Below are 14,847 nucleotides of genomic sequence, written 5' to 3'. Positions count from 1 at the left end.
AATGGATAAAAATTATTCAGCACCAAAATCAGACTTAACAATAGAAGCAAACAATACATCAGGCATGGGTAAAGACCATGCATTGCCTGAAGGCATTAAAGGTTGGAGTTGGGGGGCTTTTCTACTTAACTGGATATGGGCTCTTGGAAATAGTACATGGATAGGGTTACTTGCATTTTTTCCTTTTATTGGCATTGTTATGATTTTCGTACTCGGCTTTAAAGGTCGTGAATGGGCTTGGCGTAATAAAAAATGGAAAAGTGTAGAGCATTTTCAAAGTGTACAGCGCAAGTGGTCTATTTGGGGACTGATTGTTTTAATTATCCCTGTTATTGGTATTGTTGCAGCAATTGCGTTACCAGCATATCAAGATTATTTATCTAGAGCTGCAGGCGGTTAGTTTTATGTTATCGAAGACTAGGGCTGTAGCTTTAGTCTTCGATAATATTTAGTCACTTATTTTCTAATATACTCGATTGAGACGGAACAATACTGATCAAAGCTCTGGTTTTTTTCATAAGAATAGATGCTAAATATTACAAAACGTTTTGATTTAGTACGTCTAAGCCAATATACGTTTATTGTGGATGTTAGCTTCTTAGGGGGTTAATATCTCTAATCTGAAACACTTATTAGAGCTTTACCACAATTAAGCTCGCTCTTAAAAATGAGAATTAATACTATATGCTCGACTCTGCACCATCTTTTGGCGATGTAAGCCACGTAATACAGCTAGCATTAGCTCCAGCTTTCCTATTAACGGCTATTGCGGGAATGCTGAATGTTATGACAGGGCGCCTTGCTCGTATTATCGATCGTGGGCGTTTTCTTGCAGATCAATTTAGTAAGTCTGAATCTATTAACATTGAATCTTATGAAATAGAACAAGGTTATCTTGAGCATCGTCGTGACTTAGCCAGCTCTGCTATTACTGCGTGTACTCTCTCTGCATTACTTGTGTGTTTAGTTATTGCTGTACTGTTTATAAAGTCGACTCTAGGCATTGAAATTAAATGGGTAGTTGGTTCATTGTTCGTATCGTCTACACTCGCCCTGACGATAGGTTTAAGTTACTTTCTTCGTGAAGTACTTTTTGCAACGAAAACTGTTCGAATTATGCCCGCTAACAGTATAATAAAAGCTAAAGGTAGCAGTATTTAAATCTCTTAGGGTTTTATTCCCCGCCGCTTGCTGCGTAAAATAGATGCATGAGCGAATTTATCCATAAAAGTCACAATGTGACAGTGTTGATTTACCATCTTGTCCTCCCAGCGAAGTATAGAAGGGCGGTTGTCGATGCTGGTGTTGATCGAGTTATTACTTTGACTTGTACAGAAATAGAGAAACGTTACGAGATAAAGTTTTTAGAAATAGGCTCAGATGAAAACCACATACACTTTCTAGTTCAGTCTGTACCAATGTATAGCATCACTAAACTTGTAACGATAATTAAAAGTTTAACAGCAAGAGAAGTTTTCAAAAAATGCCCTCATGTTAAAAAGCAATTATGGGGTGGTGAATTTTGGTCTGATGGGTATTTTTCCAGTACGGTTGGTAAGCATGGAGATGAAACAATGCTCAGAAAATATGTGAAAAGCCAAGGTAATAACTACGAACAGTTACACAGTGATAATCAGTTAGCGATATTCTAAATAAAATACCCCGCTCACGAAGTGAGTTCTGCGTAGCAGAAGGGCTTGCCCCGGGGATGTTTACTAATCACTTTTAATCAATTAAAGTCCTACACTTACTATACCGTGCCAGCTAAAGCTTCGGTTACCTTGATGAGCGCGTGTTAGTGACACATTAATAGTGGTGGGCACATTAGTGATCACGAACGTATTTTTTGTATAAATGTCAGCACCATGAATTTCAATATTACTGTCTTCTATATAGCCCACAGATAAACCTTTTAAGGTACCGCCCCAAATGTTGAGGTCAGACTCAAGTGATACAAAACTAAAGTCATTTGGCGAATCTAGATTTAAATTGGTGAGGGTTATATTAGAGTTTTCAGCAATTAATTGTGTGGCTGAAAGGTTGTTTATGGTGTTTTTCAACTGACAATTTTTAATGGTAACTTTTAAGTAGACAGCGTTATTGAGTACGTCGGCATTCTGATTGTTGTCGCAGTTTATAATGATGTTTTTATCATGAATGACTATTTTATCGATGCTTTTAGGGTTTTTAACTCCACTTTGTATGAAGTTATGAATACTGTTCGCCACCTGTATTGGAAACTCTTTCTGCGGTGAATGACCTGCGGTTTCATAAATATCGATTGATTGTGTTTTCAGCAAATAGCTAAGTAGTTGTATAACTTGTACTGGCATTACCATGTCTTTTCCGCCCCAAATAATATGTGTTGGCGGTGCAGGTTTTCGCATTAATTTTGTAAGGTTTTCGTCAAGTACAGATATCGCCGAGATATAAGTACTGTTGTTTCCTAGTAAATACTCTCTGCCTACATCACTCAATAATACTTTTGTTGGGTCAGGAATATACTTATTGATGGTATTAATTAAGCCTTTTAAAAGCGGCGCTTCTTTATCTGTTAGTTGTGCGTTATTAACGGCGTAGTTATTCGCAAGATATTGGCTGTAAGAAAATTTATTAATAAAGCCTGCTGCATCTATCAGGATTAGTTTTTGTGCTAACTCAGGATGGTTTAATGATAACTGAACACTGATATTTCCGCCCATTGAATGTCCGATAACTATATTGTTACTTTTTACTAAAGAAGGCATTACTTCACTTAACGCTTGAGCATATTTACTTGGTAAGTAAGTGTTTTTGGTGCTTTTAGAGTTGCCGTAACCAGGTAAGTCTGGAATGAATAATTGATAGTCCTGTGATAGCTGTTTTATGAGCTTTCTAAAGTCAGCCGCAGAACCACCAACACCATGTATAAGTGTTAAAGAAGGGGAGTTAAGTTTGGCTTGAGTTTTATAAAAGGTGATATTAGATTCAAATGTTGGTGAATATAATTCAACTCTTTCCATTTGAAAGTCTTTATACCAATCACCTGCGTGGCTTAACTTGGAAAAGGTCAAAGTAATTAAAACAAGTGTTAACGTACTAAATGTTTTTGAAGGTTTATATTTAGTCGCATTCACTTTAGTTAAATTTCCTTTGGCAAAATAGGTTTTTAAAAACTGAATTTTTAAAACATAAACTCTGAAAGTATGGAATAGCAAAATATGAAATATCCTAATTGCGTGAAACTGTTATATGGCTCGAGCTAAATGAAGTGCGTCTTCAATTGCTTTTTGTGCATCTAATTTTTGTGCATTAAAAGCGCCGCCGATTATATGGACATTTTCAGGTGATATTGTTGCAGGTAATGTACTTATAACCGTGTTGTTTTCTGTTTGTCCTGCACAAATAATAATGGTATCAACATCTAATATTCGTTCTTTTGTTCTAATATCAATGTGTAAACCGTTATCATCAATTTTGTTGTAATTAACGCCTGAAAGCATGGATACTTGTTTTTCTTTTAAAGCTGTTCTGTGTATCCATCCCGTTGTTTTTCCTAAGCTGGCACCAGGCTTTCTAATTTTACGTTGTAGCATGTAGATCTTTCTTTCTGAGCCTTGATGATTAGAATTTTTCACTCCACCATTGTGTTGTAAGGTTAGGTCGATTCCCCAAGTATGGGTAAAGCTTTCAATTTGTTTGTTTGACTCAACAGCAATGTTTTTAGTTATGTTGGTATCTGTTAAGTATTCTGCAACATCGAAGGCTATGCCTCCTGCGCCAACGATCGCAACATTTTTTCCTGCCGTAATTTTTCCTGACAGAATATCTTGATACGACACTACCTTTTGATGATTAAAACCTTCAATAGCAGGTTGTATAGGCGTTGTTCCTGTTGCAACAACTATGTCGTTAAAATGTGTTAAATCGTGCTCAGCTAAAACAGCGTTAAGCTCAATTTTGACTTGGTGTTGTGATAACTGATATTCAAAGTAGCGCAGGGTATGGTTAAAATCAGACTTACCTGGTATTTTTTTAGCTAAATTAAACTGACCACCTATTCTATCTGTCGCTTCAAATAGGGTGACCTTATGACCTCGGGTTGCAGCATACAAAGAAAACGCCATTCCAGCAGGTCCAGCGCCAATAACAGCGATGTTTTTAGGTGAAGTTGTAGTCGTTAGTTTTAATTCTTCTTCATGAGCTGCAAAAGGGTTAACTAAACAGGTAGCGACTTTATTTTCAAATATGTGATCTAAACAAGCTTGGTTACAGGCAATACAGGTATTAATAGCTTCTGGCTTTTGTTGCTTAGCTTTTTGTACAAAGTGGCTATCGGCTAACAAAGGGCGTGCCATTGAAATCATATCAGCCCAATCGTTTGCTAAAATATTTTCGGCTAATTCTGGTGTATTAATGCGATTACTGGCAACAACAGGAACCGATACATTTTGTTTTACGTGTTGGCTTATATGAGCGAATGTTCCAGGAGGAACCATGCTTGCTATGGTTGGTACTCTTGATTCATGCCAGCCAATACCTGTGTTAATTATGGTTGCTCCAGCGGTTTCAATGGCTTGAGCCAGTTCAATAACTTCTGCTAATGAGCTCCCATTTTCTACTAAGTCGAGTACTGATAAGCGATACACAATAATGAAATTAGTGCCAACTCTTGCTCGTATCTTACTGACTATATCGACAGCGAAGCGAATGCGGTTCTGATAACAGCCACCCCATTTATCTTTTCGGATATTAGTTGAGCTAACGATAAATTGATTAATTAAATAACCTTCAGAGCCCATTATTTCTATACCGTCGTAACCTGAGTCTTGCGCAAGAATAGCGGTATGTACAAAGTCGTTAATTTGTTGTTTAACTTCTTCACCTGAAAGCTCTTTAGGTGTTAAAGGAATAATGGGTGATTGAATGGCTGAAGGAGCAACAATTCGTTTTTGATAAGCGTATCGACCTGCATGCAAAATTTGCATACATATTTTACCATTCTCTTGATGAACAGCATGTGTAATTAGCTTGTGGTTTTCAACATCGGCTTGATTAGTCATTAACGCTCGGTTGGGCGCTAATCTACCTTCAGGGTTAGGTGAAATGCCACCCGTTATAATAAGTCCCACATCACCTTGTGCTCTTAATGCATAAAAAGCGGCTAAACGATTAAAACCGTTTGGCGCTTCTTCTAAATTGGTATGCATTGATCCCATTAAAACGCGGTTTTTTAATTGCGTGAAACCTAAATCTAATGGTGTTAATAAGCGAGAATACATTCGTGTGAGCAAAACCAAGGAGAAATGAATAGGCTATTTTAACAAGTGCATAGGCGCAAGCAATCATAAATGTAATTAATTCATCAAAATATAAGAAAAGGGCAGTAAGATTTATGATCTCACTGCCTTAATTTTAGAGCTTGAGAGGTTCAGTTCGTTGTTACAAACGCCGAATTCATATACTAAGTGCGACACCCAATTTAATAAAAACGATGAACTGCTATATTCTTAGTTTTTTGCTCCCGCCAAGAAGTAAAACACTATGAAATACAAGCAGCTCACCGAAGGTGATAGATATACGTTAGCCGCCTTAAAAAGGCAAGGCCTAAGCTTTACTAACATTGCAAAAGCAATGAATAGAGACCGAAGTACGATTTATCGCGAGATAAATCGTAACACTTGTTGGCATCAAGACGGCTCATATCGTCCCATAAAAGCACAGCGACGGACAAGAGCACGGCGCAGTCGTTCAAGGCGAAATCAGCATTTTACTGAAAAAGATTACGCGATTGTACGACAGCTTTTACGTAAACAGTGGAGTCCTGAACAAATTACCGGTCACTTGAAACGACAAGGGTTGCGTTGCTTTAGTCATGAAACTATTTACCGATATATTTGGCGTGATAAAAAGAAAGGTGGCTTGTTATGGAAGCAATTGCGCTGCGCTCAAAAACGAAGACGTAAACGTTATAAGGCTTATGATAGCCGCGGCAGACTTGCCGATAAACGCAATATAGCTGAACGCCCTAGCGAGGTAGAAACGCGTAAAAAAAAGGTCATTGGGAAATAGATACTGTCATGGGAAAAGGCTCTAAACATTGTATCGTTACACTGGTTGAGCGAAAAACTGGCTACACCTTAATAGGCCAATTAAACGATAGGACAACCAAGTCAACCAATAAGCGAACGATAAAACTAATGAGTAATATGCCAGAGCAATTTAAAACCATCACATCAGATAACGGCACCGAGTTTCATCAATATAAGAAAGTTGAAGAAGCAACTAACTGCCCTTATTATTTTGCTAACCCACATCACTCCAGGGAGCGTGGAACCAACGAAAATACTAACGGGTTAATTAGACAATATTTGGTAAAAGGAACATCAATGAAAGGATTAACTCAACAGCGATGTAATATCATCGCTGCTAAATTAAATGCAAGACCAAGGAAGCGACTTGGTTATAAAACACCGGAGGAATGTTTTTATGAATAACTACTTTTGTTGCACTTCAAACTTGATACTAAGAACCCTATAGATAGTTTTTAGTTCAGGATAGCGACATTAACAAAAACAATGGTTAATAAAATAGGGCAGCAATATCAACAAGTGCATAGGTGCAAGCAATCATAAATGTAATTAATTCATCAAAATATAAAATTAAGGCAGTAAGGTTTATGATCTTACTGCCTTAATTTTAGAGCTTGAGTTCGTTGTTACAAACCCTTTAGCTACTTTTTAGTTCAGGATAGCGACATTAACAAAAACAATGGTTAATAAAATAGGGCAGCAATAACGTAAATAGTTACCCCATACTTTTAACGATGTACTGTTATTTTCAGTATTCATGTTAGCGAGTTTGTTACCACGCTTCCATAACCAACCAACTACGATGAAATAAAATAAGCAGCTTAATGGTTGAACAATAGTCGTTAGTATTTGAATCACTAAACCAAACAAGCTATCGAAAAAGGCGATTATAAGTAAACTTGCCGTAAGTACAACGAGAGATACAATCCACGTTGCGTTGATGCGTGATTTGTTTTTCTCTTCAACTAAATACGAAACAGGTACTTCAATCGACGAAATAGTTGATGTTAATGCGGCTATTGAAAGCAGTAAGAAAAAGGCAAAAGATACCACTAAACCTATAGTACCCATACTTGAAAACAGCTGCGGTAAAATACTAAAAATTAACTGACCTTCGCCAATAAGTTTTTCATCTGAAAATACTTCAAAGCCAGCGTGTTGAGCAACAAACAGTGCAGGTATAATTAATAAGCCAGCCATAAATGCAATAAGCATATCTACAGATGCGATTGAAAAAACAAGCTTGCCAATGTCTTGGTCTTTTTTCATGTACGAGCCGTAAACCATCATGCCGCCAACACCTACCGACATTGAGAAGAAAGCTTGTCCCATGGCTGATACGATTAAACTTGGCTCCATAACTTGAGTAAAGTCAGGTATTAAATACACTTCTAAACCTTGCATAGCGCCTGGTTGTTGTAAAATATAAATAATTAAAGCGACTAGCATAATAAATAACAAAGGCATTAGTCGGGTAGACCATTTCTCTATACCCGAATTTATTCCCTGATGGATAATTGCTGCGCCAAGTAGAGAAAATATAGGAGTGAACACTAAGTTTCTTGATGTACTTGAGGTTGATAACCACAATGATATATCAGATAAACTAAACAATTGAGCCAGTGGAGCTAATGCATTAGCTAACATCCAACCTGCAACTATAGTGTAGAAACTCAGCATGAGTATTGCTCCACCTAAGCCGATAATACCTGCGTATTTACCAAAGGTGGGTATGGTGTCTTTACAAACGTCTTGTAGCGCTCTTACAGGGTTTTTTTGCGCTTGGTTACCTATGTATATTTCTGCATAAAGTGCGGGTAAGGCGAAAAGTAAGGTAACGATTAAGTAAACAAATAAAAATGCACCACCGCCGTTATTCGCAGCTTGTGTGGGAAATGCCCAAATATTACCTAAACCTATAGCTGAACCTGCGGCTGCAAGGACAAAACCTAAGCGTGAATGAAAAGAATCTCTTTTTAATGTCATTAATGATTTAATTGTTTGTTGTTTGCTGAGGAAATCTTACCTACTAAAATGAATTATAAAAAGTTTTTTATGTTTTTAATGAATATAAACACTCATATTAGACATAATTGCTTATCTCTACTTCAAGTTAACGATAAAATAGTGCTTGGATTACCTTGATTAATCCCAATATAGGCATAGATATTTGATTTGTTTTCAACTGTGTTTAAGATTATTAATATACGATAAATAATCTTGTTTCTCTTAAAAAGGTTGTATTGATGCTTCAGTTTAAAATTATTCCCGTAACAAAGTTTCAGCAAAACTGTACCCTGTTTTGGTGCGATGAAACCATGGATGCAGCAGTAATTGATCCAGGTGGAAATTTTGAATTAATAGAAGCAGCAATTAGTGAAAACAAACTTAAATTAACTAAGGTGCTGCTCACTCATGCTCATATAGATCATGCTGGCGCGACGCATAAAGTTGCTAGCTTTTATAATGTACCTATTGAAGGACCTCATAAAGAAGATCAGTTTTGGATTGACCTTATTCCACAACAAAAAGAAAGTTTTGGATTTAGTGAAGCTGATTTCTTTGAACCTGATCGTTGGTTAAATCAAAACGATACCGTTAGCTTTGGTAATATCGAACTTGAAGTTTATTTTTGTCCTGGGCATACACCTGGGCACGTTATATTTTTCCATCGAGATAGTCAGTTAGCACAAGTGGGTGATGTGTTATTTAAAGGCTCGGTGGGGAGAACTGATTTTCCAAGAGGAGATCATGCAACACTTGTTCAGTCGATACGTGAAAATTTATTTCCACTAGGTGATGATGTACGTTTTATTTCAGGTCATGGACCTATGAGTACATTTGGTGAAGAGCGTAAAAGTAATCCCCATGTTGCCGATAAAAACTTTAACTAAACTGTCTTAATTAAGCTTTAAAATAATATCGATAAAGTTACGGACTCTAATTTAACTCAAGCATTTTATTCAACTATATTCAACTAAGAGAAACACTGTGAAAGCCACACTATACGAAATTCAAACTTTTCTACATAGGATCAACTCAAGTAAGATTTTTCAATGGTCTATTATCGCCGTTATTATAATATCTGCGTTGTTAATTGGCGCTAAAACGCATAATTTACCTGAAAATATAGTAACGATTCTTTCTATTTTAGATCAAGGTATTACCGTGTTTTTTGTAGTTGAATTAACCATACGTTTTATTACTTATAAAGATAAAAGAAACTTCTTTAAAAGCGGCTGGAATATATTCGATACCATTATAGTTATTGGTAGTTTGATCCCTGCAGGTGGTTCAGGAGTGTTGCTGGCTCGTTTATTAAGAGTGTTCAGAGTTTTGCGTTTAGTTTCTATGGTGCCAGAACTACGATTACTGATTAATGCGTTACTTAAAGCTATTCCAAGAATGGGTTATATCGCTTTATTAATGTTTGTTATTTTTTATATTTATGCAGCGGTTGGTAGCATTATGTTCAGCGCAATTAACTCTGTGCTGTGGGGTGATGTTTCTATCTCAATGTTAACCTTATTTAGGGTAGCAACTTTTGAAGATTGGACCGATGTTATGTACGAAACCATGGCGGTTCATCCAATGAGTTGGATTTATTATTTAAGCTTTATATTCTTAACTGCCTTTATCTTTTTGAACATGATGGTAGGTACAGTTCTTGAGGTTATGGGTAAAGAACATGAGGCTTTTATCGCTGAATCTCATGGTGAAACGGGTGAAGAAGGGCAGCCAGCGAGTAGAGCGCAAATTGATAAATTAGAAAAAGAATTACAAGAAATTAAACAGCTGTTACTAGAACAAAAATCTAGAACTGATTAGCTTAACTCACCTGATGAGCTTGCTAGAAAGGTTGAGCTGTTTAAATGTTTAAACAAATGAATATAGACCAATTGCCGAAGAAGGTTACAGCTTAGCTATTCTTAAGCTAGGACTAAGCAATAGTTAAGTTAAGACTAAGCGTGGCATTCTTTAGCCAGTTCACAGAGTTTTACTACTGTTTTTAAATTTCTAGAGGTAGCTGTAACATCGAGTTTCTTTTCTAAGAAGGTATTCGATAATTTAGTTTTACCGTAACCATTAGGGCAATGTAGGTAAACCACCTTTGCACTAGCTGAATCGTTTGAATCAACAGACGATTCAAGTTCTTCACCTGCCGTTAAATAACCATTTAATAACACGATATTATTTGTATTTATAGCGCCTGATAAAAAGCTAAAAATCACTTGGCTACCTTGCTCAACTACTGAGATATTATCAAACGGTAATTGTTTTAACGCATTGTTTAATGCCGTTTCAGATAACACTAAAACAGGTACGTTAAAACCAAAGTGTTTTAAAATAGCAGCTTCAATTAACGTACTTAATTCAACTTCAGACTTGTCATTGCAGCTAAATACAAGGTTGCCACTTTGAATATAGGTGGATACTTGCTTTAAACCGAGAGTTTCGTACAAAGACTTTAACTCTTTCATGTTAACTTTTTTCTGTCCGCTAACATTAATCCCACGTAATAAAGAAATATAAATAGACATTGATGGCCTTTGTTTTTAAGTGTTTGTAAATAAATTAATATGATCACTTGTTCTAATTTACTTTTATAAAACCTTCATCTACCTGTTTGTAAATTGTATAAGGTAAAACAAGAGTATCTAACGCTAAAGATAAAACTGTATCTATAAAATAAAAAGGTACGCCACCTCTATCTGTATTTCTTATCGACGCTGGAATGTTCTTTTCTGCTTCTGTGAGAGGAGGCCTTACACGCTTAGGCTCTCCATAAAATAAACAAAGATGGTAAGAAAGACCGCTATATATACGAGGGATTTCTTCACAAAAACTGTTTTTATTTCCTATTGAAATATTTATATGATTATCGGTTGGATCAATTGTCTTTACTGTTGCACATGACAGAGTGCCAAAAATTAAGAATATACTGATAATTCCTTTCATAAAAATGTCTCCTGACTATTTATTATATACTTTTAGAAATAAAGATAAATTGCTATACACAGCATAATATTTTTGCTGTTTTTATCATTTTATTTTAACTTGATATTTTTGAAGTTAATATATGATCTTGCCATATACCTGCTATTTTCAAGTAAGACTTAGCTAAACCTTCTTTTTGAAAACCTAATTTAATAAGTAAGCTTTCTGAAGGTCTATTTTCAGGCATGTAATTGGCCATAATCCTATGTAACTTGTAGGTTTGAAATACATATTTAATAGATACATTAAGCATTTCATACATTAACCCTTTATCTTGATCTTCTTCGTTAATTGAGTAACCAAGATTACAGGCTTGAAAGGCACCATGTACAATATTTGAAAAAGTGCATAAAGAGACTATCTTATTTTTGTCTTTATTAAGGGCTACAAGAGATATGGAATTACCTAATTGATAGTCCAATGAACTATTTTCAATACGTTTTTTAGTTTCATATTCATCAAAATATTCAGGTGTTCGGATTGGTTCCCACTGAGATAAATGCTGTTTATTATTGTTTTGATACTCCACGAGTAACTTAAAATCTGCAGGAGTTAATATAGTGATGATTAAGTTTTTTGTTTCTAATACAGGGACTAATTTCACTCTTAGTTCTCTTTGATATTTATGTGGTTTGAAGTTTTAGCTTATGGAGGCCTTAATTTTTTAAGTGTAAATTTGGGGTAGTTAAAATACTAATACTCATTAAAATAGAATCACATAAGTATTGTAGATAGGTAATAGTGAAAAAACTAAACCTACATACCAATAACCAGAAGCATTAAATTGGTCATAATGTTTTGTTGCTGTTGGATGATTTGACCAATTAGATTTTTTAAATAAATGAGGGAAGATTAATAAGGATAAAACGGCTAACCATTGAAAACAATAGCTGATTTCGCCTCCGCTATCTCCAAACGCATCATCCCAACCGTTATTCATTGAATAAACAAAGTAGGGAAAAAATATTTTAGCGCTAAGTACTATTAAAGCGAGTAAAATAGCTAACCAAACACCTATTCTATTTTTAGTATTCCACGTAAATCCATCATATTTTTTATTTCCTCTTTGAAATAAATACATACCTGTTAATGGCAGATAAACAATAAATAAAAAAAGATAAAAGTATTTCATAAAAATTTAGACACATTATGCATATTGAAGAAGGTAGAAGTCGAACATATTAATTGTTATGAAATTAACTATTGTGACGTTAATTTAGCGTAGCATTCTTTTAATTCAATATATAAGTTAATTCAATATATAAGTTAATTTAATCTTGCTCTAGTATATTGGTGTTATTAGTAAAATTTGGTTCCCATAGCGTTATCTGGTTACGACCCAGTGATTTAGATTTATACAGAGCTAGATCAGCTTGGTCAATTAATTCGGTAGGGGATTTTGCATTAAACTCTATAGATGACACACCAAAGCTACAAGTTACGGCTATATCATCAAAACGGCTTTTTTCTACTTTCTTACGCATGGTTTCTGCAAGCGCTAGGGCTTGCTCTTTCGTGACTCGATGTAAAATAATACAAAACTCTTCGCCACCAAAACGCGCAACAATATCGTTTTGACGAACACAGCTTTGCAATATATCAGAAACACCAACAAGTACAGAGTCACCCGCACTATGACCATAGGTATCATTAACATTTTTGAACAGATCAATATCAGCTAAAATAATACAGTATTCTTCGAGTAACTCAGGGTTAGTAAAGTCTCTGTTCATATGATCAAATAAAATACGGCGATTATAACTATTTGTTAAAGGATCACGCGCCGCGAGCAGATCAAGTTCTATATTCAGTTTGTTAGAGGCGATAAATCGACGATATATAAGTCCAACTAATAATACACATACCGATAATAATAACGCTAGTGCAATACTCGCATATTTGTTTTTTATAAGTTCTAACTCTGTAATGGTTCGTGCTTGTTCTGTTATTTCTATTTCATTATTCTTTTTAACTAATTCAAGTTGATCGAACTTTGTTTTTTCTCTTAATGATTTTAGCTCAATTTCTAATTTATGTGAATGTAAGCTGGCTTTAGCAAGAATAAGTTTATTGTTATTGTTTTCATTTTGGATCATTTGAGTGACTGCAATTTCTTCCTCTGCATAACGTAAAGCTTCAAGGAAATTCCCCCGTGACTTTTCAGCGAGTAGTAAATTTCGGTAGGCGTATAACGCTTGTGACTTGTCGTCAATATCGATTGATTGAGCAACAGATTTTTGTAGTAAACTAATCGCTTCTTCGTTGTCTATTCCTATTAAAATCCCTGCTAAAGCAGTTTGGGATTTTATCTGATATATTTTACTTCCTATTTCAGTCGCTAATTTCAAAGACTCTCGATAAGATACTATCGCATTAACATCATCTTCTTGTTCACGGTAAATGTTGGCAATAACACGTGCTGTAAGTGACGCTTTTGATTTGTCATTTTCGAGTAAATAAACATCGTATGCTTGTTTTGCCATTATCATCGCTGAGTCATAATTACCCGCGTTTAAATCAATAACGGCAATCTCTCTTAGTGCAGAGGCTCGAGTATTTAGATCTACTTTTTTATCTGATAATTCTATTGTTAGTTGATAAAAAGATCTCGCTTGGGTGAATTGTTTTAATCGAGTGTAGATAAATCCTAATTGGTTAGATGTTTTTGCTATACCACTGTCATCATGCATTTTTTTATAATACAAATGTGCTTCGTAAATATGCTCAAGAGATTTCTCATATCGACCTATATGTCGATAAATTATACCTGCTCCCATCAAAGATTTATTACGACCTATGGGATCATTGAGTTGTTCGTGTATTTTTAAGCCACGAATAGAATACTCAAGTGCTATTACTAAATTACCTAAATAACGCTCTGCTTCAGCAAGTGTATTTAGGGTACGTGCCATTAATTTTTTATTACCTAGGTTGGTATATACATCTAAGGTTTTTTTATAAAAGTAAGCGGTTTGCTTTCTATTTTTTAAACGTTTGTACGATTGCGCTATTTTTTTATAGGTTTCACCAAGCTTGTCTTGTACTTCTTTATCGTATCCTAAAAGGTATTTTGTGGCTTGATTGTATTGAGCTATAGCGTCGTCAAAATCTTTTTGTTTATAAAGGACATCACCCTTAGCGATTAACGTTAATGCGATAGGAAATTTATCCCCATGTTCGAGAGTGGCAGGTAATAACTCTTCAATATTTATATTCGCTTGTTCATAGCGTTTTTCATCAATTAATATCTGGATGTAATCAATCGACGACATTATCTGATTACTTTTATCATTCGTACTTTTATAAGTAAGAGAAGCTTGTAAGAAATGGTGTAATGCCTGCTCTATATCTTTAGAACGTTGAGCTAGTTTAGCGAGTAAGGTATGTGATTGAGCACTAATAGAGTGATTCTTATTGTTTTTTGAGAGACGTAATGCTTCATTAGCTAACTTGATGCTTGTTAATGTGTCTGCATGGGTAAGAGACTTTGCTCTTTTTAAAAGCTCAGCTTCGGTTAACTTCTTATTACTTGAAGCTTTGCTTGAGGTTTGTGATGAGTGTTCTTGTGAGTTGGCTGTGCCAAAGCTAAACGTAAAAATAATGCATAAAAAAAGCCTCATTGAGCATAGCTTAATGAGAGGGAATAATGGATTGATAGGCTTTTTAAGATAAGTCTGTAACATCCGATGTAATGTGCGCAAGTAAACGTATATCAACATATTTCGCAGTTTAAAATATTTATAGTTTTACGGGTAACCGCAGGACTTGATAAAAAGTA

At 35.2% G+C, this 14,847-nt stretch carries 13 protein-coding genes and 1 pseudogene; 6 read left to right on the top strand and 8 right to left on the bottom strand.

Annotated elements, in window-relative coordinates; all coding sequences use genetic code 11:
- Position 1: 1 nt before the first annotated feature.
- The 3 genes from ACPUVN_RS09745 (at position 2) to tnpA (ending at position 1,652) form a co-directional block, all read left to right on the top strand.
- The gene (locus ACPUVN_RS09745; protein ID WP_426360508.1) at positions 2–400 is read left to right on the top strand and encodes a hypothetical protein; all 399 of its coding nucleotides are present in this window, start codon (positions 2–4) and stop codon (positions 398–400) included.
- A 284-nt stretch (positions 401–684) separates the two neighbouring features.
- Complete coding sequence (locus tag ACPUVN_RS09740) at positions 685–1,161, top strand: DUF2721 domain-containing protein (RefSeq protein ID WP_426370542.1); 477 nt, start codon at positions 685–687, stop codon at positions 1,159–1,161.
- A 47-nt stretch (positions 1,162–1,208) separates the two neighbouring features.
- Positions 1,209–1,652, top strand: coding sequence for an IS200/IS605 family transposase (gene tnpA, locus ACPUVN_RS09735; protein ID WP_426370541.1), 444 nt, complete (start codon positions 1,209–1,211; stop codon positions 1,650–1,652).
- A gap of 81 nt (positions 1,653–1,733) precedes the next feature.
- Here tnpA and ACPUVN_RS09730 read toward each other — a convergent pair whose 3' ends face one another.
- Together ACPUVN_RS09730 and ACPUVN_RS09725 are read right to left on the bottom strand one after the other, a co-directional pair.
- Entirely contained in the window at positions 1,734–3,116 is a 1,383-nt protein-coding gene (locus ACPUVN_RS09730; RefSeq protein ID WP_426370540.1) for an alpha/beta fold hydrolase, read from the bottom strand.
- A 111-nt stretch (positions 3,117–3,227) separates the two neighbouring features.
- The gene (locus tag ACPUVN_RS09725; RefSeq protein WP_426360511.1) at positions 3,228–5,261 is read right to left on the bottom strand and encodes an FAD-dependent oxidoreductase; all 2,034 of its coding nucleotides are present in this window, start codon (positions 5,259–5,261) and stop codon (positions 3,228–3,230) included.
- 262 nt (positions 5,262–5,523) lie between these two features.
- On the opposite strand from ACPUVN_RS09725, the pseudogene ACPUVN_RS09720 reads away from it, so the two are divergent.
- Positions 5,524–6,476: pseudogene (locus ACPUVN_RS09720) on the top strand (IS30 family transposase).
- Between the two features lie 243 nt (positions 6,477–6,719).
- Here the strand turns inward: ACPUVN_RS09720 and ACPUVN_RS09715 are convergent.
- The gene (locus ACPUVN_RS09715) at positions 6,720–8,057 is read right to left on the bottom strand and encodes a sodium-dependent transporter (protein WP_426356816.1); all 1,338 of its coding nucleotides are present in this window, start codon (positions 8,055–8,057) and stop codon (positions 6,720–6,722) included.
- Positions 8,058–8,317: 260 nt separating this feature from the next.
- On the opposite strand from ACPUVN_RS09715, the gene ACPUVN_RS09710 reads away from it, so the two are divergent.
- Together ACPUVN_RS09710 and ACPUVN_RS09705 are read left to right on the top strand one after the other, a co-directional pair.
- Entirely contained in the window at positions 8,318–8,965 is a 648-nt protein-coding gene (locus ACPUVN_RS09710; RefSeq protein ID WP_426356817.1) for an MBL fold metallo-hydrolase, read from the top strand.
- Between the two features lie 97 nt (positions 8,966–9,062).
- Positions 9,063–9,899, top strand: a complete 837-nt coding sequence (locus ACPUVN_RS09705; RefSeq protein WP_426356818.1) for an ion transporter — start codon at positions 9,063–9,065, stop codon at positions 9,897–9,899.
- A gap of 134 nt (positions 9,900–10,033) precedes the next feature.
- On the opposite strand, the gene ACPUVN_RS09700 is transcribed toward ACPUVN_RS09705, so the two are convergent.
- The 5 genes from ACPUVN_RS09700 to ACPUVN_RS09680 all read right to left on the bottom strand — a co-directional run bounded on the left by ACPUVN_RS09700 (position 10,034) and on the right by ACPUVN_RS09680 (position 14,689).
- Complete coding sequence (locus ACPUVN_RS09700) at positions 10,034–10,612, bottom strand: DUF1697 domain-containing protein (protein ID WP_426356819.1); 579 nt, start codon at positions 10,610–10,612, stop codon at positions 10,034–10,036.
- 52 nt (positions 10,613–10,664) lie between these two features.
- Complete coding sequence (locus tag ACPUVN_RS09695; RefSeq protein WP_426356820.1) at positions 10,665–11,030, bottom strand: YceK/YidQ family lipoprotein; 366 nt, start codon at positions 11,028–11,030, stop codon at positions 10,665–10,667.
- Positions 11,031–11,124: 94 nt separating this feature from the next.
- Positions 11,125–11,673, bottom strand: a complete 549-nt coding sequence (locus ACPUVN_RS09690) for a GNAT family N-acetyltransferase (RefSeq protein ID WP_426356821.1) — start codon at positions 11,671–11,673, stop codon at positions 11,125–11,127.
- A 99-nt stretch (positions 11,674–11,772) separates the two neighbouring features.
- Positions 11,773–12,201 carry a hypothetical protein gene (locus ACPUVN_RS09685; RefSeq protein ID WP_426370539.1) on the bottom strand — a complete coding sequence of 143 codons (429 nt, stop codon included), beginning with the start codon at positions 12,199–12,201 and terminating at the stop codon, positions 11,773–11,775.
- A 139-nt stretch (positions 12,202–12,340) separates the two neighbouring features.
- On the bottom strand, positions 12,341–14,689 hold the full coding sequence (locus ACPUVN_RS09680; protein ID WP_426370538.1) for a diguanylate cyclase: 2,349 nt from the start codon (positions 14,687–14,689) through the stop codon (positions 12,341–12,343).
- Positions 14,690–14,847 lie beyond the last annotated feature (158 nt).

The sequence above is a fragment of the Pseudocolwellia antarctica genome (assembly GCF_049933045.1).
Taxonomy (GTDB): Bacteria; Pseudomonadota; Gammaproteobacteria; order Enterobacterales; family Alteromonadaceae; genus Pseudocolwellia.
This window is presented reverse-complemented; position numbering and strand designations above follow the sequence as displayed.